The following is a 24,779-nucleotide window of genomic DNA, read 5'->3' on the forward strand; positions in this document are numbered from 1 at the left end:
GTTACGGAGATAACTCTCGGTAACGCGGGAGGTGCATATTACGCTTTCCCGCTGAAGAGTCAAGCTTTTTTCTTATTAAGAAACGGTGTTTTCACCGGCTTGCTTCTTCCTGGCTGGGCGACTTGGTTCTCGTTAGAGGAGTCGTTGTTCCCGGTCAGTGGAGGCGCATTATAGGGAGTTCTCAGAACGCCGCAACCCTTAATTTCAATATTTTTTCCGACCGTTGAATGTTTAACCAAAACGCTCTTAAACAGGCAGTTTTTTCAACGATTTAAAGCCATATCCCTGCAGAACGGGCAATAAAGCGTCAGTGTCTTCATTTAACGCCATGCAATACGCCAGATTATCTTCCTGCGTAGACACCAGATTTTCCTGTGTCGAGATCAACCAGGCGGTACGACGGGCGATTGCCGCGCCGGAATCGATCAGCCGGGTTCCCTCAGGCAACACCTGCATTAACTCTTCTGCTAATAAAGGGAAGTGGGTGCAACCGAGAACTACGGTATCCGGCGGCTCACGCATGCTCAGCCATGGATGCAGGATTTTCTTCAGCGTTGGCAAGGGTACAGCTTCGCCATGCAGCTTGGCTTCTGCCAGTTCCACCAGCTCTGAGGACCCCAATAGCTCAATTTTGCAATCGGTGGCGAAGCGGGCAATCAACTCATGAGTATAGGTGCGCTGTACGGTACCGCGGGTAGCCAGCAGGCCGACAACGCCATTGGCGGTCAGACGGGCGGCAGGTTTGATGGCAGGTACCACACCAACGACCGGGAAGGTAAAGCGTTCACGTAAGGCCGGTAAGGATACGGTACTGGCGGTGTTACAAGCGATGATGACTATCGCCAGAGGATGGCGCTGCTGCACCGCACTGACAATCTCCAGCACGCGTTCAACAATAAACTCTTCGGATTTCTCACCGTAGGGAAACGCCACATTATCGAAAGCGTATATATAGTGGAGGTCCGGCAGCAGTTGCCGAACCTCTTGATACACCGATAACCCGCCGACGCCGGAATCAAATACCAGTACCGTCGGACGGGTCTTCGCGGTGGTGTTAGAAGGTATAGCTTCCAGTGAGGTAGTATTCTCTTCCTGGAGTAGCGTAGCCATAAGCCGTCTCATAATCTTTATCAAACAGGTTGGCGATTCTACCACGAACTGTCAGATGAGATGTGACCGGATACGAAACTGCGAGATCCCACAGGCTGACGCCACCAAGTTTGACGCTTTGCTCGGGGTAGGTGCTGTAGTCTTTGTCATAGCGCTCCCCCAGGTATTGATAGGTGACCGCCCAGTCAAAATCATAGACCTGCCAGTCCAGCTCATACTTCACCTGCTGTTTGGCGCGACGCAGCAGCACTTCGTTGGTTTTGGCATTGCGTGGGTCGACATAGTCGTAGCCGATATGGTGGGTTAACGGCCCGGTATCAAACGAAGCCGTGGCTTCTATACCTTTAATAGTAGCCTTGCCGATATTGTAATAAACGTAATTGGTCTCCCCTGTGGAATCAATCAGGTTATCAATATCGTTACGGTAGCCGGAAACGCGCCAGGTCACCGGACCTGTCAAACCTTCAAAACCGCCTTCCCACTGTTTACTTTCTTCCGGCTTCAAATCGGTATTATTACCAAAGTTGCCATACAGCTGGCCCATATTTGGGGCTTTAAACGCCGTACCATAGGAAGCAATAAAGCGGTACCCTTCGACAAACTCCCAGCCCGCGCTGGTTTGCCAGGTACCATGCCAGCCGAATTCAGAATGATCGTCACCACGCACCGCCCCTTCCAGGGTTACCGGGCCAACCAACTGCTGAGCGGTCAGATAGATACCGGCGTTACGCTGACTTTTCTCACCGTTGACCGTAGTGGAGTTCGGCTTGATCTCCTGGTGTTGCCAATCAACCCCTGAGCTGACCGTCCCCTGGCCCAACTGCAGGGTATTTCCCCACTGCAGGTTGTATTGCTCTGAATCCACCAAACTTGCCGAACTGTCATGCATACCCAGTCGAGGATCGTAATCATAATCCTTGCTATGGCTATAACTGCCAATCAGTTGTGTCGCGTAGATACCTTCTTTATAACGCAGGCCGGTATCCCAGGTCTGACTGTACAGCTTGCGGGTATCTACCAGTGGGCTGGTCGGGGAGGAATAATAAGCATCGTAAGCCGTACGGTTGTCATAACCATAACCACGCACAAAGCCGCTAATGGCCTCATTGAACTGATGGTCAACAGCGCCGTACAGCGCTTTACTCATGTAGCCATCGCGATCCTGCTGGCTCTGCATACCGGTACTGCCGTAAGCCACTACATCATAGCCTTTGGTATAGGTATAGTTGCCGGCGAGCGTCGCCACCGTGCTGTCGCCCAACTGTTGCTGAGTGGAAGCGTCATAGGCCTGATAGCCGTTTGAACCCATACCGGCAGAAAGCGTAGTGCCGTTCTTTTCACGGGTGGTAATAATGTTCACCACGCCACCGATGGCATCGGAACCATAGACAGCCGAACGCGGTCCGCGAATATATTCGACTTTCTGCACCAGCGAAATCGGGATCTGGCTGAGGTCGGAGGAACCACTGATACCGGCCTGGTTAAGGCGAATACCGTCGATCAGCACCAGGACATGGCTGGAGTTGGTACCGCGGATAAACAGCGAGCTTTTTTGTCCCAGGCCACCATTCTGCCCAACATCCACCCCCGGCAGACGGCGCATCACATCGGTCAGGCTTTTTGCCTGCCAGCGGTCGATTTCGTCACGGGTAACGACAGAGGTGGGTGCCAGCACGGAAGAAACCGGCTGTGGGAAGCGGTTGGCGGAAACCACCAGGTCATCGCTGTTATTGGCTGTGGTGTTGTCTTGCGCCCATCCAGAAAAAGCCGTGATGGAAGAAACCACCGCCAGCAGTGTATTTTTTGTAATTGTCATGAAAAAGCATCCAAACTTAATTGGCGGATGCCGCAGGATCATGGCCGGTATTTCGCGACGGCCACGGACATTGCGACGTAACACCGGCAGGTCTTCGGGCTTGGGAGTTGCAGGTAGCCTGTGAGCGACCAGCACCGGGCGATGACTTCCCATCCTGCAATGGACAGTGTCTGCGTAAAACGCTATCGCCGTGACTTCCCCTTACCGCTGCGCGTCAGCTCCGGATTCGAACCGGATTCCCTTTTCACTCGCTGCTTGAGGCCGGACGACAATGCTACGATCAATGTAAATAGATGTCTAGACTGCTATCAGTGTTACAAATAATAAACACGACAAAACTGGACTTCACGGACTGATTCCCTACAATCCCCGCTGATCAATTTTGCCTGACGAGAAGAAACATGACGCCCGAGAATTTGCCTATTGAACGTTACGATGACCAACTGGCGGAGAAAACTGCCCGGCTGAAAACGCTGATGTCTCCGTTCACGGCACCCGAGCCGGAAGTGTTCCGCTCGCCGGTAAGCCACTACCGCATGCGCGCCGAATTCCGCATCTGGCATGATGAAGACGAGATGTACCACATCATGTTTGATCAGCAGACCAAACAACGCATCCGCGTCGACAAGTTTCCTGCCGCCAGTGAATTGATTAACCGCCTGATGAGCGCCCTGATCGCTGCCATCAAGCCGGAGCCGATTCTGCGCCGTAAGCTTTTCCAGATTGACTACCTGTCGACCCGCAGCGGCAAAATCATTGCCTCACTGCTGTATCACCGCAAGCTGGACGACGAATGGCAGCAGCAGGCAGAAAAGCTGCGTGATGATCTGCGCGCGCAGGGCTTTGACCTGCAACTGATTGGCCGCGCGTCTAAAATGAAAATCATGCTGGATCAGGATTATGTAGACGAAGTGCTGCCGGTTGCCGGCCGCGACATGATCTATCGCCAGGTGGAAAACAGCTTCACCCAGCCGAATGCGGCGCTGAATATACAGATGCTGGAATGGGCGCTGGACGTCACCACCGGTTCTAAAGGCGATTTGCTGGAGTTGTATTGCGGTAACGGTAACTTCTCTTTGGCATTGGCGCGTAACTTCGAGCGGGTGCTGGCTACCGAAATCGCCAAACCTTCGGTCGCTGCGGCACAGTACAATATTGCGGCCAACCAGATCGATAACGTGCAGATTATCCGTATGGCAGCGGAAGACTTTACCCAGGCGATGAACGGAGTGCGTGAGTTTAATCGGTTGAAGGGTATCGATTTAAGCAGCTATAACTGCGAAACCATTTTCGTCGATCCGCCACGCAGTGGGCTGGACGATGAAACGGTGAAAATGGTGCAGGCCTATCCGCGTATTTTGTATATCTCATGCAACCCGGAAACGCTGTGCGCCAATCTGGAGACCTTGCAGCAAACCCACAGCATCAGCCGCCTGGCGCTGTTCGATCAGTTCCCGTACACCCATCACATGGAATGCGGTGTGCTGTTGGAAAAACGCGTCTAATCTGACAGGGGCGCCATTATTGCTGCGCCCCTGCTTTACGCCCATCAGGCCGGCGTATTCTCATCCAGCGCCTTGCGCGCTTTCAGCTTGATACCAATCCAGAACACCAACGCCACGGAAATAATCGCCGGCAGGAAGTTAGAGCCAATCTGCGGGTATTCGGCCCGGACGATCGCACTGTACAACAACACCCCCAACAGGAAGGTTGCTGCGGCCAGCTTGGGCATGCCGTCCGGCATCGCACGGTGCAGATAACGCTGGTGCAGACAGTAAACCGCCAGCACCAAAGTCAGGATAGGGAAAATCGAAAACGGCACCACCGAGCTGAACAACGCGGCGAACGAACCGTTGATCGAGAGGCCGGCAATCAACGCCAGCAGTAAGGTGCCATTCTCACGGCTTGGTTTTTCCATCGCTTTCTACCTTTTATACGTGGGATACAGAAGCTTTTTCTTGTTGGCGGCGATACCAATAATAAGCACCTTTGGAAATCATCCGCAGTTGCAGCACTAAACGTTCCTCAAGCCGACGCCGTTGTTCGATATCGATATCCAGCGCTTCGGCACCGGCGCTGAACACGATGGTCACCATGGCTTCCGCCTGCGCTTCGGTAAAACTGCGCGGCATATGGTTTTCCAGCTCGAGGTAATCTGCCAGTTCGGCGATAAAATGTTGGATCTCACGCGCTACTGCCGCACGGAAAGCCGCCGAGGTACCGGAGCGCTCACGCAACAGCAAACGGAAGGCGTTGGGATTATTGCCGATAAACTCCATAAAGGTGGAGACCGAGGTGCGGATCACGCTGCCGCCCTTGGCAATACGCTGGCGCGCCTGGCGCATCAGTTGCCGCAGCATCAGGCCGCTCTCATCAACCATGGTCAGCCCCAACTCATCCACGTCACGAAAGTGGCGGTAGAATGAAGTCGGTGCGATGCCCGCTTCACGCGAGACTTCACGCAGGCTCAGGCTGGCGAAGCTGCGTTCGGCGCTTAGCTGGCTGAAGGCCGCCTCGATGAGGGAACGACGCGTCCGTTCTTTTTGTTGTGCTCTGACGCCCATATGCATATCCAGATAAGATCCATTTTGTCAGTCTAACGCCGTAGACCCGGCAATATAGCAAATTTTATTGCAACAGCATTTATACAAACGCGCCCTGTCACAGTTTCCGCCTGCACCATTTGTGCTTTGCCTCAAAAAGCCTAATGGTGATTGGGCACTCAGCGCTATGATGTTAAGATACCGTTGTAATTTTGTAATTAAGACAGGTCTCTCCCCTATGCAACAGCACTATCAATTTGATGCCATAGTTATTGGCTCGGGCCCTGGTGGTGAAGGTGCCGCTATGGGGTTGGTGAAACAGGGCGCCCGCGTGGCCGTTATCGAACGGTACAATAACGTAGGCGGCGGATGTACCCACTGGGGTACCATCCCGTCCAAAGCCCTCCGCCACGCCGTTAGCCGCATTATCGAATTCAACCAGAACCCGCTTTATAACAACTCACGCACGCTCAGCGCGACATTCCCTGATATTTTGCGCCATGCCGATAACGTGATTAACCAGCAAACCCGGATGCGCCAGGGATTCTATGAGCGTAACCAATGCAAGCTGTTTGCCGGCGACGCACGTTTTATCGACGCCAACACCGTCAGCGTCAGCTATATGGATGGCACTCAGGACACTATCCGCGCCGACCATATCGTCATCGCCTGCGGTTCGCGCCCTTACAATCCGTCGAGCGTCGATTTTAACCATCCGCGCATTTACAACAGCGATTCAATCCTCGAACTGAACCACGAACCGCGCCACGTGATCATTTACGGCGCCGGGGTTATCGGCTGCGAATATGCATCTATCTTCCGCGGGTTGAACGTGAAGGTCGATCTGATCAATACCCGCGATCGCCTGCTGGCGTTCCTCGACCAGGAAATGTCGGACTCGCTGTCTTACCACTTCTGGAACAACGGCGTGGTGATCCGTCACAACGAAGAGTTCGAGAAAATCGAAGGCACCGACGACGGCGTGATTGTTCACCTGAAATCCGGCAAAAAAGTGAAAGCGGACTGCCTGCTGTATGCCAACGGCCGTACCGGTAACACCGACTCACTGGGGCTGGAGAACGTCGGTCTGGAATCAGACAGCCGTGGCCTGCTGAAAGTGAACAGCATGTACCAGACTGCGCTGTCGCACATTTATGCCGTGGGTGACGTAATTGGTTATCCAAGCCTGGCATCTGCCGCTTACGATCAGGGCCGTATTGCCGCGCAGGCGATTGCTTCAGGCGAAGCCAGCGGGCATCTGATTGAAGACATCCCGACCGGTATTTATACCATTCCGGAAATCAGCTCCGTCGGTAAAACCGAGCAGGAACTGACGGCGATGAAGGTGCCGTATGAAGTGGGCCGCGCCCAGTTCAAGCATCTGGCGCGTGCGCAGATTGCCGGGATGAACGTCGGCAGCCTGAAGATCCTGTTCCATCGCGACACCCTGCAGATCCTCGGGATCCACTGCTTCGGTGAGCGTGCGGCGGAGATCATTCACATCGGTCAGGCGATCATGGAACAGAAAGGTGAAGGCAATACTATCGAGTATTTCGTTAATACGACCTTCAACTATCCGACCATGGCCGAAGCCTACCGGGTGGCAGCGCTGAACGGCTTAAACCGCCTGTTTTAGCGTGGTACCCAGGTAGTTTTGCATGTGCTCGCGGATCGCCTCGGCCAATTGCTCATAACGACTGCGCAATGGGGAGCCGGGGCGGTACACCAGCGCAATGGTGCGCTTGGGTTCGGGTTTATAACAGTCGAGATAGCACACGCCGTCACGCTCACGCTGTGGCGGCACCGCCAATGAAGGCAACAACGTAATACCACTGCCCGCCGCCACCATATTGCGCAGCGTTTCCAGGCTGGTCGCCCGGAAATGGGTATCCTCGTCGGCACCGGCCTGGAAGCAAAAGCCCATTGCCTGATCGCGCAAGCAGTGCCCATCTTCCAGCATCAGCAGTTTTTCCCCTGCCAAATCCGGCATCGCCACGCGGTCACGCTGCGACCATGGGTGATCGGAGTACACCGCCAGCTTCATTGGCTCATCAAACAACGGCACTTCGATAAAGGCTTCGGTTTCCTTCACTAACGCCAGGATCGCACAGTCCAGTTTACCGCTGTCGAGTTGCGCCAGCAGCTGTTGGGTTTGCGCCTCATGCAGGTACATTTCCAGCTTGGGGAAGGTTTTGTGCAGCGTAGGGATGATCTGCGGCAGCAAATAAGGCCCGACGGTCGGGATCAGGCCGATATGCAACGGCCCGGACATGGCTTCGCCCTGCTGGCTGGCCATCTCTTTCAGAACTTTGACTTCGCGCAGCACGGTACGCGCCTGCTCCACCAGCAACAGGCCCGCCTGGGTAAATAACACCTTGCGGCTGGTGCGCTCGAGCAACATCACACCCAGTTCGTCTTCCAGCTTGCGGATCTGCCCACTGAGCGTGGGTTGGCTAACATGGCATGAATCGGCGGCACGGCGGAAATGCCGGTGCTCGGCCAAGGCGACCAGGTACTCTAAATCACGAATATTCATTGTTTCCCTCCAGACCACGATAGCTCATGGCGATAGATAAGATAGCAATGAGCGATTAGATCTATCAACCCCCGGCGGCAATAATGTGTCCCATCAAAGCGGCATAACGCTGAAAGCTAAAAATTATTTTTTCTAATTAAGGGGTTAATTGATGTTTACCAGTCAAGAAGGCAAAAAAATTCCTCAGGTGACCTTCCACACCCGCCAGGGTGACCAATGGATCGATGTGACTACCAACGACCTGTTTAAAGATAAAACCGTTATCGTGTTTTCACTGCCGGGCGCGTTCACTCCTACCTGCTCTTCCAGCCATCTGCCGCGCTACAACGAGCTGTCCAGCGTATTCAAGCAGCACGGCGTTGACAGCATTCTGTGCGTCTCGGTGAACGACACCTTCGTGATGAACGCCTGGAAAGCCGATCAACATGCTGAAAACATCACCTTCGTGCCGGACGGCAACGGTGAATTCACCAAAGGCATGAACATGCTGGTCGAGAAAGCCGATTTGGGCTTCGGCCCACGCTCATGGCGTTACTCGATGCTGGTGCGTAACGGCGTAGTGGAAAAAATGTTTGTCGAGCCCAACAAGCCGGGCGACCCGTTTGAAGTGTCTGACGCCGACACCATGCTGAAATACCTGGCGCCAGAATTCAAAGTGCAGGAGTCGGTTTCGCTGTTTACCAAGCCGGGCTGCCCGTTCTGCGCCAAAGCCAAACAAATGCTGCAGGAACGTGGCATTCAGTATGAAGAGATCGTACTGGGTCAGGCCGCGACGACCGTCAGCCTGCGCGCCGTCAGCGGCCGTGCCACGGTACCGCAGGTGTTCATCGGCGGCCGTCATATTGGCGGTAGCGATGACCTGGAAAGCTTCCTGTCAGCCTGATTTATAAGTAATAACAAAGCCAACGTGAACTTTTGGCGGGCTCCGGCCCGCCCTTTTTTTAGCTTTCAGGAGCGGATATGAAACAGTTGAATGTTGACGTCGCCGTTATCGGTGGTGGCACCGCCGGTCTGGGCGCCTATCGCGCCGCCAAGCTTTCGACTCCCAGCGTAGTCATGATTGAGGGCGGGGCCTACGGCACCACCTGTGCCCGCGTTGGCTGCATGCCATCAAAATTGCTGATTGCCGCCGCCGAGGCGGTGCATCAAATCGAGCGTGCGCCAGGCTTTGGCGTGTATCCCGCCGGTAAAACCACCATTAACGGTCGTGAAGTGATGGACCGCGTTAAACGCGAACGCGACCGTTTCGTCGGCTTTGTATTGGAAGGTGTCGATGAGATCCCGGCGGCCGACAAAATTAGCGGTTACGCCCGTTTTATCGACGACAATACGCTGCAGGTGGATGAACATACGCGCATCGTGGCACAGCGCATTGTTATCGCCACCGGTTCCCGTCCAAGCTGGCCCGCGCCCTGGAATGCACTGGGTGACCGACTGATCGTCAATGACGACGTCTTCAACTGGGATGATTTACCGCAGTCGGTCGCGGTATTCGGGCCAGGTGTGATTGGCCTGGAACTGGGTCAGGCGCTGCATCGTCTCGGGGTTGAGACCAAAGTGTTTGGCGTTGGCGGCGCCGTCGGCCCGTTGACTGACAGCACGGTACGCAACTACGCCGCTAAAACCCTGGGCGAAGAGTTCTATCTTGATGCCGATGTGAAAGTGGAGATGATGCAGCGCGAAGGCGACAAAGTGTTTATCCGTTATCAGGATTTACACGGCAAGACGCAGGAGGTCATGGTGGATTATGTGTTGGCCGCCACCGGTCGCCGACCGAACGTCGATAATCTGGGCCTGCAGAATACCGGCCTGCTACTCGACGTTCGGGGCGTACCCCAGGCCGATCGCCTGACGATGCAAACCAGCGTGCCGCATATCTTTATTGCCGGTGACGCCAGCAACCAACTGCCGCTGCTGCACGAAGCCAGCGATCAGGCGCGCATTGCCGGGAGCAACGCCGGCAGCTTCCCGGAAGTCACGCCGGGCCTGCGCCGCAGCGCGATCTCGGTGGTATTCTCCGATCCGCAGATTGCCATGGTCGGTTCCACCTTCCGTGAACTGAGCGAGAAATTCAGCGCCTGTGGCTGTTTTGAAATCGGTGAGGTGTCATTCGAGAACCAGGGACGTTCGCGCGTGATGCTACGTAACAAAGGTATCCTGCACGTCTACGGCGAACAGGGCACCGGACGTTTCCTCGGTGCAGAGATGATGGGGCCGGAGGTTGAGCATATCGCCCATCTGCTGGCCTGGGCGCATCAGCAGCAAATGACCATCAATCAGATGCTGGACATGCCGTTCTACCATCCGGTGATCGAAGAAGGTCTGCGCACCGCGCTGCGCGATCTGCAGGCCAAACTTAAACTGGGTGAGGCGGAGGCGGAACGCTGCCAGCGCTGCCCGGGCGAGTAATCTTTCTAAAAACAAAGGGCGCAGTTCTGCCTATGAACTGCGCCCTTGATACTGAGTAACCTAATTAAGCCAAACGCTGTTTCGCTGCGGCGATCGCACTGGCGACCTGCTGAGGAGAAACACCCCCTTTGGCCGAGCGCTTATCCAGGCAAGACTGCAGTGCCAGGATCGGGTACACATCGTCACCAATCACTGCGCTGAATTTCTGCAAATCAGTCAACGGCAGGGCTTCCAGCGCCTTGCCCTGACGAATGGCCTCCACTACCGCTTCACCGACGATATGGTGCGCCTCACGGAACGGCACGCCTTTGGCGACCAGATAGTCCGCCAGTTCGGTCGAGTTGGCGTAACCCTGCTCCGCCGCTTCTTTACAGCGCGGACGTTTCACCTGGATACCATCCAGCACCAGCGCAGCCATCTGCAGGCAATCCATCCAGGTATCAAGCGCGTCGAACAGCCCTTCCTTGTCTTCCTGCATGTCTTTGTTATATGCCAACGGCAGGCCTTTCAACGTCATCATCATACCGGTCAATGCACCCTGCACGCGGCCACATTTGCCACGGATCAGCTCCAATGCATCCGGGTTTTTCTTTTGCGGCATCAGCGATGAGCCGGAGGTCACACGGTCAGACAGATCGACAAAGGCTGCTTCGCCACTGTTGAAGAAAATCAGGTCTTCGGCAAAGCGCGACAGGTGCACCATGCTGATAGAAGCATTGGATAACAACTCCAGCACGTGGTCGCGGTCGGAAACGCTGTCCAGACTATTACGGGTGGCCGAGGCAAAGCCCAGCCAACCGGCCAGTTGTTCACGGTCGATCGGGTAGGCGGTGCCGGCCAGCGCACCGCTGCCCAATGGGCTGACGTCCAGGCGCTTCAGCGTGTCCTGCAAACGGCTTTCGTCACGCGCCAGCATTTCCACATAGGCCAAACACCAGTGGGCAAAGGTCACCGGCTGCGCACGCTGCAGGTGAGTATAGCCCGGCATCACCGCGTCTTGATTGGCTTCGGCAGTTTCCACCAGCGCCTGTTGCAGCTGCACGATGGCCTGATGCAGTTCGCCGATCTGCTGTTTACACCACAATTTCAGATCGGTCGCGACCTGATCGTTACGGCTACGGCCGGTGTGCAGTTTTTTGCCCAGATCGCCGACTTGGTCGATCAGCTTCTGCTCCACCCAACTGTGAATATCTTCTGCATCGCTGCTGACAATCGCCTGCGGATCGGCCTGCACTTCTGCCAACAGCCCGTTCAATGCCTGCTCAAGCTGCTGCTGCTCGGCTGCCGTCAATACGTTGACGGTGACCAGCGCTTTCGACCAGGCCACCGAACCCACAATGTCCTGTTCCGCCAGGCGATAATCGAAGCGCAGAGAATCGTTTAATTGTTTGAACCGCTGATCTGCCGCCTGACTGAACCGTCCGCCCCAAAGTGCCATACCTTACTCCTGATTTTTATGCGAATAGGGGCGCAGCACGCTGCGCCCCTATCAAGTCACGCCGAATAATTAATAAGTTACTTGTTCTTGATCTCGTTCAGCGCGCGAATGCGTGAAGAGAGTGAGAACAGACGGATAAAACCGCCCGCGTGGCTGTGATCGTAAACTTCGTCTTCGCCGAAGGTCGCGAACTCTTCGGAGTACAGGCTGTTGGCGGATTTCTTCTGAATCGCCGTCACCTGGCCTTTGTACAGCTGCAACACCACTTCACCGTTAACTTCTTCGGCCAGCGCTTCGGCGGAAGCCTGCAGTGAACGACGCAGTGGAGCAAACCAACGGCCATCGTACACCACGTAAGACATTTCCAGGCCCAGTTGCTCACGCCATTTGAAACTGTCGCGATCCAGCACCAGCTGTTCAACGCCACGCAGTGCCGCCACCATAATGGTGCCGCCCGGGGTTTCGTAGCAGCCGCGGGATTTGATGCCTACCAGACGGTTTTCTACGATATCGATACGGCCCACGCCATGCTTGGCACCCAGCACGTTCAGGGTTTCCAGACATTTGTACGGGCTAAGAGCTTCACCGTTAACCGCCACTACGCAGCCTTTCTCTACGGTGATGGTCACTTGCTCAGGCTGATCCGGCGCTTCCTGCGGATCGACAGTCCAGACCCAACAGTCTTTGTTCGGTGCGTTCCACGGGCTTTCCAGCACGCCGCCTTCGGTAGAGATATGCCAGGCATTCTCGTCACGGCTATAGATTTTTTCCAGCGACGCGGTGGTCGGGATGTTGCGCTCTTTCAGGTAGTCCAGCAGCGCTTCACGGGAACGCAGGTTCCACTCACGCCAAGGAGCAACCACTTTAAGATGTGGGGCCAGTGCGGTATAGGTGGTTTCGAAACGCACCTGGTCATTACCTTTACCGGTTGCGCCGTGGCACACCGCGTCAGCACCCACTTTCAGCGCCAGTTCAACCTGCGCTTTAGCGATAATCGGGCGCGCCATGGAGGTGCCCAGCAGGTAGCTGCCTTCATACAGGGCGCCGGTCTGCAGTACCGGGTAAACGTAATCACGGATGAATTCTTCACGCAGATCAACCACGTGGCACTCAGAGGCACCGGATTGCAGGGCTTTTTGCTCCACACCTTCCAGATCGCTGCGCTCCTGGCCGATATCCGCCACGAAGGCTACCACTTCGCAGCCGCCGTAGTTTTCTTTCAGCCAGGGAATGATGGCCGAAGTGTCCAGACCGCCAGAGTACGCCAGAACGATTTTTTTGATGCCTTGGTTTTGCATGGTCTTTTCCTTTTTAATTCTATATTTAAGCGAGGATCCGGGTGCCAATTGACACGCCGTTAAACAGTGCAGGAAGCTGATCGGCATGGCGCCAACTGGCGATATCTACCGGGCGACCGAGGGTGCGGGCCGCATCGAGCGCCGCATTCACCTTCACCACCATACCATCAGTGATGATGCCCTGGGCAATCAGTTGTTCCGCTTTTTGCGCCGTCATTTCTGCGATGCGTTGCCCTTTTCCATCGAGGATGCCACTGACATCCGACAGCAGGATCAAATCCGCACCCAGGGTGGCGGCCAGAGCCGTCGCCGCCTGATCGGCGTTCACATTCATTAACTGCCCATCGGCGGTAATACCGATGGAACTGATCACCGGCAGGTAACCGGCGCCCAGCAGGGTATTGAGCAACAGCGGGGAGCCCGGTTGCGCATTGCCCACGTGGCCCAGCGCTGGATCGAGCGGGGTGACAGTCACGCTGCCGCCGTCCGCCAGGCTCAGGCCAACCGCGTTAATCTGGTGCTTGATGGCCCACGCCAGCAAGGTTTTATTGGCGGTGCCGGCCAGCGCGCCGGTAATAATGTCAATCTGATCGGCCGGGGTCACACGCAGGCCATTTTTCTTCACCACCGGCAGGGAAAGCTTTTTCATCAGCTCATCGACCAGGCAACCGCCGCCGTGAACGATCACCAACGGGCGCTGATGCTGCTGACGGTAGCTGTCGAGTGCGGTAAACAGACGCTCCAGCGCCTCTTCACTGTCTAATAACACGCCACCTAACTTGATAATTAACGGATTCATCGCTGTTTACATCCCACGCTGGTGATTTATTAAAGTAATGACTGGGTTTCAGGGAACCCAAAACGGATATTCAGGCATTGCACCGCCTGAGCGGCTGCGCCTTTCAACAGGTTGTCTTCCGCCGCCACGGCAATCAGGTGTTCGCCCTGCACGGCAAAGCCGATGTCGCAGAACGGCAGCCCGACGACTGACTTCAATGCCGGTACGCCCTGGTCGTACAGCCGCACCAACGGTTTGTCGTCATAAGCGGCGTGATAAACGGCAGCCACATCCTGCGCGGTCACACCGGCTTTCAGGCGACAGGTAATGGTTTCGAGAATACCACGCGGGAAGTTACCCAAATGTGGCGTGAAGATGACCGGCACGCCCAAATGCGCGACGATTTCCGGATGGTGACGGTGGTTGAAAATACCGTACGGCTGCAGGCTCACCTCACAGAAACTGGTGGTCACGCTGGCCTTGCGGCCCGCACCGCTGACGCCGCTGGTCGCGTTGATCACCGGCCACTGATCAAGGTTCAGCAACTCCTGGTCGATCAACGGTTTCAGCGCCAACTGCGCCGCCGTCGGATAACAGCCCGGTACGGCGATCAGCTGAGCCTGTTTGATTTTGTCGCTCTGCCATTCCGCCAGGCCATACACCGCCTGCTCCAGCAAGTCGGCATGCTGATGTTCAAAACCGTAATATTGGCTGTAGAAGGCGGTATCTTTCACGCGGAACGCGCCGGACAGGTCAAACACCACGCAACCTGCGGCCAGAAACGCCGGCGCGATATCGTGGCTGACCTCGTGTGCCGTCGCCAGGAACACTACGTCGATACCAGCAGCGGCGGCGGCTACGTCAACCAGCGGCTGCAAGGGGAGATCGACGATGCCTTTTAACTGGGGGTGCAAATCGGAAAGCAATTTTCCTGCATCTGCACTTTGCGCTGAAACCGCTAAAGCGGTTATGTTCATGTGTGGGTGACGATTAAGGTACGCCGTGAGCTCTGCTCCGGCATAACCGCTGGCACCGACAATCAGCGTATTCAACATGGGGCCTTTCACCTTCTAGACTTGCGTTTGGTCGTATTCGACTCAGGTTTCCAGGCTCACCAGCGTTGTTTTGCCGTTCACCCACGAGGTCGAGCGTTGATGTTTTTATAATCATCCGGGAATCGGGTTCCCTTACGCTCCAGCTTATTGTATTTTTATTCACAATAAATGCATGAATATTGATACCAACCTAACCAAAGGCTGTCAACAGTGAAGATGAAATTACCTCCATTTATTGAGCTGTACCGGGCGTTGATCGCCACTCCGTCGATCAGCGCCACCGATGGCGCCCTCGATCAGAGTAATGAAGCGTTAATCAACTTGCTGGCCGGCTGGTTTGCCGATTTGGGCTTCCGCGTCGACGTGCAGCCGGTGCCGGACAGCCGCAACAAATTCAACCTGCTGGCCAGCATTGGCGAAGGCAGCGGTGGCCTGCTGCTGGCGGGTCACACCGACACCGTGCCTTATGATGAAGGCCGCTGGACGCGCGACCCTTTCACCCTGACCGAACACGACAATAAGCTGTACGGTCTGGGCACCGCCGATATGAAAGGCTTCTTTGCCTTTATTCTGGATGCGGTACGCGACATCGACGCCAGCCAACTGACCAAGCCTTTATACATTCTGGCCACCGCAGATGAAGAAACGACGATGGCCGGCGCACGTTATTTCGCCGCCTCGACCAGCATCCGTCCTGACTTCGCCATTATCGGTGAGCCAACCTCGCTGCAGCCGGTGCGTGCGCACAAGGGCCACATAGCCAACGCCATCCGCATCGTCGGCCAATCCGGCCACTCGAGTGACCCGGCGCGCGGCGTGAACGCCATCGATTTGATGCATGAAACCATCGGCCGCCTGATGGAACTGCGCAAAACGCTGCAAGAGCGCTTTAACAACCCGGCCTTCGCCGTGCCCTACCCGACCATGAACTTCGGTCATATCAACGGGGGCGATGCGGCCAACCGTATCTGCGCCTGCTGCGAGCTGCATCTGGATATCCGCCCGTTACCGGGCATGACGCTCGACAACATCAACGAACTGATGCAGCAAACGCTGGAGCCAGTCAGCCAACGCTGGCCGGGCCGCCTGAGCATTGAGGAATTGCATGCCTCGGTTCCGGGTTATGAGTGCCCGACCGATCACCATATGGTGGCGGTGATTGAGAAACTGCTGGGCACCCGCACGCAGGTGGTCAACTATTGCACTGAGGCTCCCTTCGTCCAGCAGGTCTGCCCGACGCTGGTGTTGGGCCCTGGCTCTATCGACCAGGCGCATCAACCGGACGAATACATAGATACCGGCTTTATCGAACCGACGCGCAAGCTGCTGGGTCAGTTGGTCAGCCACTTCTGCCGCCAATAAACCTGACACAGGGTAGGGTTAATGATTTATCATCTCCCTACCCATTAATAAGTAGCAAACCAAGGAAATAAGCCAGACTGATAACCGGCGCAGCGTAATTAAATTTCAGAAAATGCGCCGATTTTGATGTTTTTTTGCTAAAAATAGTGTCAATTGACCATTGGACAGGAACGTGGCGAGATGAAACAGGCGCTGTTCGCCTGACACGTGAAATTTACTTACAAGATAAAAATCATACAGAACTGGGTCAGGGGTTATATGAACGAACAATATTCGGCAATGCGAAGTAATGTCAGTATGCTCGGCAAATTGCTCGGCGATACCATCAAAGAAGCGCTGGGCGAGCATATTCTCGATCGCGTTGAAACTATCCGTAAGCTTTCCAAATCTTCACGTGCAGGTAACGAAGCGCATCGCCAGGAGCTGCTTTCTACCTTGCAAAACCTGTCCAACGACGAATTGCTGCCGGTCGCACGCGCCTTCAGCCAGTTTCTTAATCTGACCAACGTCGCCGAGCAGTACCACAGCATTTCACCCAATGGCGAAGCCGCCAGCAACCCGGAAGCGCTGGCGCAGTTGTTCACCCGGCTGAAAGACAAAAAGCTCAGCACCAAGGAGCTGCAAAATGCGGTGTCACAGCTGTCCATCGAACTGGTGCTGACCGCGCACCCGACGGAAATCACTCGCCGCACCCTGATCCACAAGCTGGTTGAGGTCAACACCTGCCTCAGCCAACTCGACCATAACGATCTGGCCGACTACGAGCGCAACAAGATCATGCGCCGTCTGCGCCAATTAGTGGCCCAGTCCTGGCATACCGACGAGATCCGCAAACATCGTCCCTCCCCGATCGACGAAGCCAAGTGGGGCTTTGCGGTGGTGGAAAACAGCCTGTGGGAAGGGGTGCCTGCCTTCCTGCGCGAATTCAACGAACAGTTGGAAAACTCCATCGATTACAGCCTGCCGGCGGAAGCGGTGCCGGTACGTTTCACCTCCTGGATGGGCGGTGACCGCGACGGCAATCCGAATGTGACGGCTGAAATTACCCGCCATGTACTGCTGCTCAGCCGTTGGAAGGCCTGCGACCTGTTCACCCGCGATATTCAGGTGCTGGTCTCCGAGCTGTCGATGACCGAATGTACCCCGGAACTGCGTGCACGGGCCGGTGGCGATGAAGTGCAAGAGCCGTACCGCGAAATCATGAAGCAACTGCGCAGCCAGTTGATGAGCTCTCAGGCTTATCTGGAAGGTCGCCTGAAGGGTGAGCGCGTACTGAAACCGCACGACCTGCTGGTGAATAACGAACAGCTGTGGGAACCGCTGTTCGCCTGTTACCAGTCGCTGCAGGCCTGTGGCATGAGCATCATCGCCAATGGCCAGTTGCTCGATACCCTGCGTCGCGTGCGCTGCTTTGGCGTGCCGCTGGTGCGGATCGACGTGCGTCAGGAAAGTACCCGCCACACCGAAGCCATCGCCGAATTGACCCGCTATCTGGGGCTGGGCGACTACGAAAGCTGGTCGGAAGCCGACAAACAGGCATTCCTGATCCGCGAGCTGAACTCCAAACGCCCGCTGGTGCCGCTAAAATGGGAGCCGAGTGCCGACACCCAGGAAGTGCTGGAAACCTGTCGGGTGATCGCCGAAGCGCCACAGGGTTCGATTGCCGCCTACGTGATTTCCATGGCACGTACGCCTTCTGACGTGCTGGCGGTTCACCTGTTGCTGAAAGAAGCCGGTTGCCCGTTCGCCCTGCCGGTGGCCCCACTGTTCGAAACCCTCGACGACCTGAACAACGCCGACGACGTAATGACCCAGTTGCTGAATATTGACTGGTACCGCGGCTTTATCCAGGGCAAACAGATGGTGATGATTGGCTATTCCGACTCGGCAAAAGACGCCGGAGTGATGGCCGCCTCATGGGCGCAGTACCGCGCGCAAGACGCACTGATCAAAACCTGTGAGAAAGCCGGCGTGGCGCTGACATTGTTCCACGGTCGCGGCGGCTCGATTGGCCGTGGTGGCGCCCCGGCGCATGCGGCACTGCTGTCGCAACCGCCGGGCAGCCTGAAAGGCGGCCTGCGCGTCACCGAACAGGGGGAGATGATCCGCTTCAAATTTGGCCTGCCGGAAGTCACCATCAGCAGCCTGGCGCTGTACACCGGTGCGATCCTGGAAGCCAACCTGTTGCCGCCGCCGGAGCCGAAAAAAGAGTGGCGTGCGCTGATGGATGACCTGTCAGACACCTCATGCAAAATGTATCGTGGTTACGTGCGTGAAAATCCGGAATTCGTGCCGTACTTCCGCGCCGCGACGCCGGAACTGGAACTGGGCAAGTTGCCATTGGGTTCACGCCCGGCCAAACGCAAGCCAAACGGCGGCGTTGAAAGCCTGCGTGCCATTCCATGGATCTTCGCCTGGACGCAGAACCGCCTGATGCTGCCGGCCTGGCTGGGTGCCGGTGCCGGTTTGCAAGAGGCAGTGAAGGCCGGTAAGCAGGATCAACTGGAAGCCATGTGCCGCGACTGGCCATTCTTCTCCACCCGCATCGCGATGCTGGAAATGGTGTTCGCCAAGGCTGACCTGTGGCTGGCGGAATACTACGATCAGCGTCTGGTCGACAAATCGCTGTGGCCACTGGGCCAGCAATTGCGCGACCAGCTGGCAAGCGACATCAAGGTGGTGTTGACCATCGCCAATGACGCGCACTTGATGGAAGACTTGCCGTGGATCGCCGAATCCATTGCGCTGCGTAACGTGTATACCGATCCGCTCAACGTACTGCAGGCGGAACTGCTGCACCGTTCACGTCAACAGGAACAACCGGATGCCCGCGTTGAGCAGGCGCTGATGGTGACCATTGCCGGCGTCGCCGCCGGGATGCGCAACACCGGCTAGGTAGAGCGTTGTAAAAAACGGCTCCTGTTCACAGGGGCCGTTTTTTTATCCAACAAAAAGGGCGCCGTCTTTACCCAGCGCCCTTCTCAATGACACATAGAGTAGATTATGCCGCCGCCGGGCGCACGCCCAACGTATGGCAAATGGCGTAACTCATCTCGGCGCGGTTCAGCGTATAGAAGTGGAAGTCTTTCACCCCTTCGCGGCTGAGAATTTTCACCATATCCATCGCGATATTGGCACCGACCATTTTGCGGGTTTCGGCATCGTCGTCCAGCCCTTCAAACATGCTGGTCATCCAGCTAGGCACACGCACGTTAGTCATGGTGGCAAAACGCTGCAACTGCTTGAAGTTGGACACCGGCAGAATGCCCGGCACGATTTCCACGTCAATACCGGTCGCCACGCAGCGGTCACGAAAACGCAGGTAACTTTCCACATCAAAGAAGAACTGGGTAATCGCGCGGTTGGCACCGGCATCGATTTTACGCTTCAGGTTGATCAGGTCTGCCTGCGGACTTTTGGCTTCCGGGTGCACTTCAGGGTAGGCCGCCACCGAGATATCAAAATCGCCGACGTCTTTGAGCAAGGCCACCAAATCGGTAGCGTACATATCGGGCTTACCGCTGCCCGGTGGCAGGTCGCCACGCAGCGCCACGATATGACGGATGCCGCTGTTCCAGTAGTCGGTAGCAATCTCACGCAGCTGAGCCGGGCTGGCGTCGATGCAGGTCAGGTGCGGTGCTGCCTCCAGACCGGTACGCTCCTTAATCCCTTTGATAATGCTGTGGGTACGATCGCGCTCGCCGGAGTTGGCACCATAGGTCACAGAGACAAATTTAGGTTTCAGGCTGCTCAGACGATCGATGGACTGCCACAGGGTGTCTTCCATCTCGCTGGTGCGCGGCGGGAAGAACTCGAATGATACGTTAATCTGGCCGTTTAACTCTGCCAGACTCTGATTCAGCGCTTCCCGCTGGTTTGCGTGAAAAAAACTCATACCCTGTCCGCCTCTTATCGATCGCTGTTTTGCTTTATCTTATTAAGCGTCTATACGTTTAGACGTCTAGATAGAAAATGCCGTATGTTGACTAAAGAGTCAACAGGAAACTGAGGGGAATAAGATGATTAATCCTCACCCGTTAAGAGAAAGAATTTCACGTTCAGAATAAGAATAATTATGGCAGGAAAAACGAGGGGCGCGGTTGATCCGCGCCCACAAGAAAATTAAAGTAGCTGCGCCAAACGGTTAAGGTCTGACTGGATCGCACCGGCAGTGACGTCACGCCCGGCACCCGGCCCGCGGATCACCAGTGGGTTGTCGCGGTACCAGCGGCTTTCGATAGCGAACACGTTATCGCACGGCAGCAACGATGCCAGCGGATGTTCAGGCCGTACCGCTTCCACGCCGACACGCGCCTTACCATTGGCATCGAAACGCGCCACGTGGCGCAGCACCAACCCCATTTCACTGGCGGCCTCAAAACGTTGCAGCATCTGCTGGTTCAACGCATCGCCGTTTTCGAAGAACTGATCGACGGAGCCCTGTTCGGCCCCCGCAGGCACCAGCGATTCGACTCGTACCTGATTCGGCTCAATATCGTAGCCCGCTTCACGCGCCAGGATCACCAGCTTGCGCATCACGTCCTGGCCGGAGAGATCGACCCGCGGATCCGGTTCGGTCAGCCCCTGCTGCCAGGCCTGATCCACCAACTCGGTGAACGGCACCGTGCCGTCGAACTGCAGGAACAGCCAGGAAAGCGTACCGGAGAAGATACCGCTGATCGCCAGAATGCTATCGCCGCTGTCACGCAGATCTCGCACCGTATGGTTGACCGGCAGGCCGGCACCGACGGTAGCGTTATACAGCCAGTGGCGGCCGGTTTTGGCGAAAGCATCACGAATTTGGCGATAATTATCGCTGCAAGACGCGCCCGCCAGCTTGTTGGCGCTGATCACATGGAAGCCATAGCTGGCGAAATCCAGATATTGTTCGGCCAGCTCCTCACTGGCGGTCACGTCAAGCACCACCAGATCGTCGAACGGATGCGCACGCATCCACAGGAACAGTGACTCTTCGTCCAGCTCCTGTGCTTCGTCCTCAAAGAACGCCAGGGCGCGGCTGGCATCCAGCCCATCGTAATTGAGCAGGCTGCGGCGGCTGTCCACCACGCCCGCCAGGCTGAACTCAAAGCCGCTGCGGGCGGAAATATTTTTCTGCTCGCGGGCAAACAGCTCCAGCCAGCGTGCGCCGATGTTGCCTTTACCGAACAGCACCAGGCCAATGCTTTTTTCGGCGCGGAACAGGGTCTGATGCAGGCCCTGGATCAGCAACGCGGTCGGCCCCTGACGCAGTACCGCCACCAGGCTGATGCCGTCTTCGGCCTGCCAGATAAATTCTACCGGCTGGTCTTTCAACTGTTGATAGAAACGGTGGCTGTGCAGCGGATTCTTGCAAACGCCCGCGCCCACCAGCGCCACCAGCGCCAGGCCTTCACGCAGCCGCAGCTCACCCGGTAATGCCGCGTCCTGCAAGGTACGCAGCACGCTATTGACCACTTCCGAGGTGTAGCACAGTTGAACCAGATTACGATCAGGATGAATGCCGATCGCCAGCGGTTTGATTTGCGCGCGCTTGAGTACCAAATCCAGCTCTTTCTGCGCCAGTGTGAAGTCATGCTGGCTGGCAACGTTCAGCTCAATCAAACACACGTCGTCATGGCTGGTGACAATCTTCGCGCCGGTGCCGGAGGCCAGCACGCGTTCGATACGCGTTGAGCCTTGTTCCGGCTGATAGCTACAGCGCAGTTGCAGATCGATATCACTGCCGGACACCGGCTGCAGGGTGCGAGTATGCAGCACCGGTGCCGCCAGGCGAGCCAGTTCACTGGCTTCATCCAACCGCAACAGTGGCAGCAGGCAGGCATCTTTTACCTTGCGTGGATCGGCACTGTAAACCCCGGCCACGTCGCTCCAAATGGTCACGCGCTCCGCACCGGCCAACGCGCCGACCTGGGTAGCGGAATAGTCACTGCCGTTACGCCCCAACAACACGGTTTCACCGGCGTCGTTGCGTGAAATAAAGCCGGTCACCACCAGGCGTTTGCCCGGGTGCTGAGCCAGCAACTGTTGCAGCAATGGATAAGAGCGGCCTTCGTCAACCTGAGGTTGAGCGGCACGCTCCGCGCGCAGGAAGTCACGCGCATCCAGCCAGGCGGCCTGCATATCCAGCTTGTTCAGTACCGCCGCCATCAGCCGCGCCGACCAAATCTCACCGTGCCCAACGACCTCGGCGTATACGGCGTCGTCGAGCTTTTCGTCCAGCAACACCGCCAGACGCTCCAGATCCTGAATAAACTCGGCGATCAACGGCTCGGCAGTTTCCGGTGGGAGCAGACCGCCAATCAATTCGCTGTGATAGCGACGCAGCGTCTGCTGAACCTGATGTGCAGAAAGACGATCGCTTTGACTGAGCTTCAGCCAGCTAATCAGTTGGTTGGTGGTGCTGCCGGCAGCCGACACCACCATCATGTCACCCGGTTGGCTGTATTCGGCCATGATCCCGGCCACCCGCAGATAACACTTCACGTCTGCCAGGCTGCTGCCGCCAAACTTGTGTAGTTGACGCCCGCTCACCGGCCCTGCTACCGCAATTGCATTCATGCTTACCTCGTTGCCGCCGCCTGGAAGGCTCGTTCCAGATCGGCAATCAAATCTTCACTGTCTTCAATACCCACGGAGATACGCAGCAGGCTCTCGGAAATACCGGCCGCCGCACGGGCTTCTGCCGCCATACCTGCGTGGGTCATGGTCGCTGCATGCGAGATCAGGCTTTCTACGCCGCCCAAGGATTCTGCCAGAGTAAACAGCTCAAGGGCAGACAGAAAACGGCGCAGTAGCGCTTCATCACCGTCCAGTTCAAAGCTGAGCATCGCGCCAAAACCGCGTTGCTGACGACGTGCAATCTCGTGCCCAGGGTTCTGAGGCAGAGAAGGATGATACAGCTTTTTCACCAAGGGTTGCTGCTGTAAATAACTGACAATCGCATCGGCGTTTTGTTGCGCCGCCTTGATACGCGGCGACAGCGTGCGCATGCCGCGCAGCAACAAATAGCTGTCGAACGCGCCACCGGTCACGCCGATATTATTGGCCCACCACGCCAATTCCACCGCCAGATCTTTATCTTTGGCAATTACCGCGCCGGCCACCACGTCGGAATGGCCATTGAGGTATTTGGTACAGGAATGCACCACCAAATCGGCACCCAGCCCAATCGGCTGCTGTAGCGCCGGGCTGAGGAAGGTGTTGTCCACCACCGTCAAGGCCCCCACGGCGTGTGCCGCATCGCAAATCGCCGCAATATCCACCACACGCAGCAGTGGGTTGCTTGGGCTTTCAATCAGCACCAGCTTGGGCTTTTGCGCCAACGCCTGCTGCAGCGCTTCTTCATTCCCCTGATCGACAAACAGCACGCGGTAAGCACCACGCTTGCTCAGGCTATCGAACAGACGGTAGCTGCCACCATAGCAATCATGTGGCGCCACCAGCAGATCGCCGGGTTGCAGGAATACCGTGGTCACCAGGTGGATTGCCGACATCCCGCTGCTGGTCATCACCGCACCGGCGCCCCCTTCCAGTTCCGCCAGCGCACGCTGGACCACGTCACGCGTCGGGTTACCGCGACGTGAGTAGTCATGAGCACGAGGCTGGTTGAAGTCGGTGAAATTATAGGTGCTGGAAAGGTGGATCGGCGGGACAACGCAGCCGTACTGTTCGTCATCGTTCAGGCCGCTACGTACGGCAATCGTGGCAGGTTTACGCGTCATAGGGTCTCTCGGCTCTCGGGATTGGGATGAATGAGGCCTAAAGATTAATCGCAGTGAGGATGGACGTCAATACATCTGGACATCTAAACTTCTTTGCGTATAGATTGAGCAAAAGCCTAATACCCGCTAAAATTATGCCAGTTTTAGATGACGATACGATGTTAACCCGGAATGCATAGGCGACGCCTATTGATCGTCCGCATTCAGTGACCCTGGTCGCGTAAAATTGACATTTATTTAGTGAGAACAGTGAAGATCGGGCATAATTGGCCGGTTTTTAGAATTTTGTAATTTTTCTGACAATTTTAAGGTGTCCCATGGCTGAGTGGAACGGCGAGTATGTCAGCCCTTACGCTGAACACGGTAAAAAAAGCGAGCAAGTAAAAAAAATCACGGTATCCATTCCGCTGAAGGTCCTGAAAATCCTTACCGATGAACGGACGCGTCGCCAGGTAAATAACCTGCGCCATGCCACCAACAGCGAATTGCTGTGCGAAGCATTTCTGCACGCCTTTACCGGCCAGCCGCTGCCGAACGACGAAGACCTGCGCAAAGAACGCAGCGATGAAATCCCGGAAGCCGCGAAACTGCTGATGCGTGAATTGGGTGTGGATCCCGATACCTGGGAATACTAAGCGCCGGTCTGCACTTGCTTGCAGACGGTAGAAACGAAAAAAGGCGCCGAAGGCGCCTTTTTCATCTGACGATAAGAA

The 24,779-nt window shown here is 56.2% G+C and carries 19 protein-coding genes and 1 riboswitch; of the genes, 7 read left to right on the forward strand and 12 right to left on the reverse strand.

Annotated features, from left to right (window positions below):
• Nucleotides 1-246 precede the first annotated feature (246 nt).
• Together murI and btuB are read right to left on the reverse strand one after the other, a co-directional pair.
• Complete coding sequence (murI, locus tag M2406_RS25275; RefSeq protein WP_012147443.1) at nucleotides 247-1,110, reverse strand: glutamate racemase; 864 nt, start codon at nucleotides 1,108-1,110, stop codon at nucleotides 247-249.
• On the reverse strand, nucleotides 1,055-2,926 hold the full coding sequence (gene btuB, locus M2406_RS25280) for a TonB-dependent vitamin B12 receptor BtuB (RefSeq protein ID WP_012147444.1): 1,872 nt from the start codon (nucleotides 2,924-2,926) through the stop codon (nucleotides 1,055-1,057). Before btuB ends, murI begins: the two co-directional genes overlap by 56 nt.
• A gap of 67 nt (nucleotides 2,927-2,993) precedes the next feature.
• A riboswitch (cobalamin riboswitch) is annotated at nucleotides 2,994-3,207 on the reverse strand.
• 120 nt (nucleotides 3,208-3,327) lie between these two features.
• Between btuB and trmA the strand changes: the two genes are divergently transcribed.
• Nucleotides 3,328-4,431 carry a tRNA (uridine(54)-C5)-methyltransferase TrmA gene (gene trmA, locus M2406_RS25285; protein WP_012147445.1) on the forward strand — a complete coding sequence of 368 codons (1,104 nt, stop codon included), beginning with the start codon at nucleotides 3,328-3,330 and terminating at the stop codon, nucleotides 4,429-4,431.
• Between the two features lie 44 nt (nucleotides 4,432-4,475).
• Here the strand turns inward: trmA and M2406_RS25290 are convergent, their stop codons facing one another.
• Together M2406_RS25290 and fabR are read right to left on the reverse strand one after the other, a co-directional pair.
• Nucleotides 4,476-4,844: a YijD family membrane protein gene (locus M2406_RS25290; RefSeq protein WP_012147446.1), complete on the reverse strand. Its 369-nt coding sequence runs from the start codon at nucleotides 4,842-4,844 to the stop codon at nucleotides 4,476-4,478.
• Between the two features lie 13 nt (nucleotides 4,845-4,857).
• Nucleotides 4,858-5,490 carry an HTH-type transcriptional repressor FabR gene (fabR, locus tag M2406_RS25295; RefSeq protein ID WP_041418829.1) on the reverse strand — a complete coding sequence of 211 codons (633 nt, stop codon included), beginning with the start codon at nucleotides 5,488-5,490 and terminating at the stop codon, nucleotides 4,858-4,860.
• A 217-nt stretch (nucleotides 5,491-5,707) separates the two neighbouring features.
• On the opposite strand from fabR, the gene sthA reads away from it, so the two are divergent.
• A complete protein-coding gene (gene sthA / locus M2406_RS25300; protein ID WP_012147448.1) occupies nucleotides 5,708-7,105 on the forward strand; it encodes a Si-specific NAD(P)(+) transhydrogenase in 1,398 nt (465 codons plus the stop codon).
• Here sthA and oxyR read toward each other — a convergent pair.
• Nucleotides 7,088-8,005 (reverse strand): DNA-binding transcriptional regulator OxyR, encoded by a 918-nt coding sequence (gene oxyR / locus M2406_RS25305; protein WP_012147449.1) that lies wholly within the window; start codon nucleotides 8,003-8,005, stop codon nucleotides 7,088-7,090. The genes sthA and oxyR overlap by 18 nt on opposite strands.
• 151 nt (nucleotides 8,006-8,156) lie before the next feature.
• Here oxyR and M2406_RS25310 point away from each other — a divergent pair, with 151 nt between their 5' ends.
• Nucleotides 8,157-8,888 (forward strand): glutathione peroxidase, encoded by a 732-nt coding sequence (locus tag M2406_RS25310; protein ID WP_259191846.1) that lies wholly within the window; start codon nucleotides 8,157-8,159, stop codon nucleotides 8,886-8,888.
• Nucleotides 8,889-8,965: 77 nt separating this feature from the next.
• Nucleotides 8,966-10,414, forward strand: a complete 1,449-nt coding sequence (locus M2406_RS25315) for a dihydrolipoyl dehydrogenase (protein ID WP_135344811.1) — start codon at nucleotides 8,966-8,968, stop codon at nucleotides 10,412-10,414.
• Between the two features lie 64 nt (nucleotides 10,415-10,478).
• Here M2406_RS25315 and argH read toward each other — a convergent pair whose 3' ends face one another.
• The 4 genes from argH to argC all read right to left on the reverse strand — a co-directional run bounded on the left by argH (nucleotide 10,479) and on the right by argC (nucleotide 14,983).
• On the reverse strand, nucleotides 10,479-11,852 hold the full coding sequence (gene argH, locus M2406_RS25320) for an argininosuccinate lyase (RefSeq protein WP_012147452.1): 1,374 nt from the start codon (nucleotides 11,850-11,852) through the stop codon (nucleotides 10,479-10,481).
• A gap of 77 nt (nucleotides 11,853-11,929) precedes the next feature.
• Entirely contained in the window at nucleotides 11,930-13,150 is a 1,221-nt protein-coding gene (locus tag M2406_RS25325) for an argininosuccinate synthase (protein ID WP_012147453.1), read from the reverse strand.
• A 25-nt stretch (nucleotides 13,151-13,175) separates the two neighbouring features.
• A complete protein-coding gene (gene argB, locus M2406_RS25330) occupies nucleotides 13,176-13,949 on the reverse strand; it encodes an acetylglutamate kinase (protein WP_012147454.1) in 774 nt (257 codons plus the stop codon).
• A 29-nt stretch (nucleotides 13,950-13,978) separates the two neighbouring features.
• Nucleotides 13,979-14,983, reverse strand: a complete 1,005-nt coding sequence (gene argC / locus M2406_RS25335) for an N-acetyl-gamma-glutamyl-phosphate reductase (RefSeq protein ID WP_012147455.1) — start codon at nucleotides 14,981-14,983, stop codon at nucleotides 13,979-13,981.
• Nucleotides 14,984-15,199: 216 nt separating this feature from the next.
• Between argC and argE the strand changes: the two genes are divergently transcribed.
• Complete coding sequence (gene argE, locus M2406_RS25340; RefSeq protein ID WP_165366704.1) at nucleotides 15,200-16,345, forward strand: acetylornithine deacetylase; 1,146 nt, start codon at nucleotides 15,200-15,202, stop codon at nucleotides 16,343-16,345.
• Nucleotides 16,346-16,603: 258 nt separating this feature from the next.
• On the forward strand, nucleotides 16,604-19,240 hold the full coding sequence (ppc, locus tag M2406_RS25345) for a phosphoenolpyruvate carboxylase (protein WP_012147457.1): 2,637 nt from the start codon (nucleotides 16,604-16,606) through the stop codon (nucleotides 19,238-19,240).
• Nucleotides 19,241-19,346: 106 nt separating this feature from the next.
• On the opposite strand, the gene metF is transcribed toward ppc, so the two are convergent.
• The 3 genes from metF to metB form a co-directional block, all read right to left on the reverse strand.
• The gene (gene metF / locus M2406_RS25350) at nucleotides 19,347-20,240 is read right to left on the reverse strand and encodes a methylenetetrahydrofolate reductase (protein WP_012147458.1); all 894 of its coding nucleotides are present in this window, start codon (nucleotides 20,238-20,240) and stop codon (nucleotides 19,347-19,349) included.
• Nucleotides 20,241-20,467: 227 nt separating this feature from the next.
• A complete protein-coding gene (locus M2406_RS25355; protein WP_112363573.1) occupies nucleotides 20,468-22,903 on the reverse strand; it encodes a bifunctional aspartate kinase/homoserine dehydrogenase II in 2,436 nt (811 codons plus the stop codon).
• A 2-nt stretch (nucleotides 22,904-22,905) separates the two neighbouring features.
• Nucleotides 22,906-24,066, reverse strand: coding sequence for a cystathionine gamma-synthase (gene metB / locus M2406_RS25360; protein WP_012147460.1), 1,161 nt, complete (start codon nucleotides 24,064-24,066; stop codon nucleotides 22,906-22,908).
• A 317-nt stretch (nucleotides 24,067-24,383) separates the two neighbouring features.
• Here metB and metJ point away from each other — a divergent pair, with 317 nt between their 5' ends.
• Nucleotides 24,384-24,701 carry a met regulon transcriptional regulator MetJ gene (gene metJ, locus M2406_RS25365; protein WP_012147461.1) on the forward strand — a complete coding sequence of 106 codons (318 nt, stop codon included), beginning with the start codon at nucleotides 24,384-24,386 and terminating at the stop codon, nucleotides 24,699-24,701.
• Nucleotides 24,702-24,779: the final 78 nt, after the last annotated feature.

The organism is Serratia sp. BIGb0163, from assembly GCF_024809935.1.
Taxonomy (GTDB): Bacteria; Pseudomonadota; Gammaproteobacteria; order Enterobacterales; family Enterobacteriaceae; genus Serratia; species Serratia quinivorans.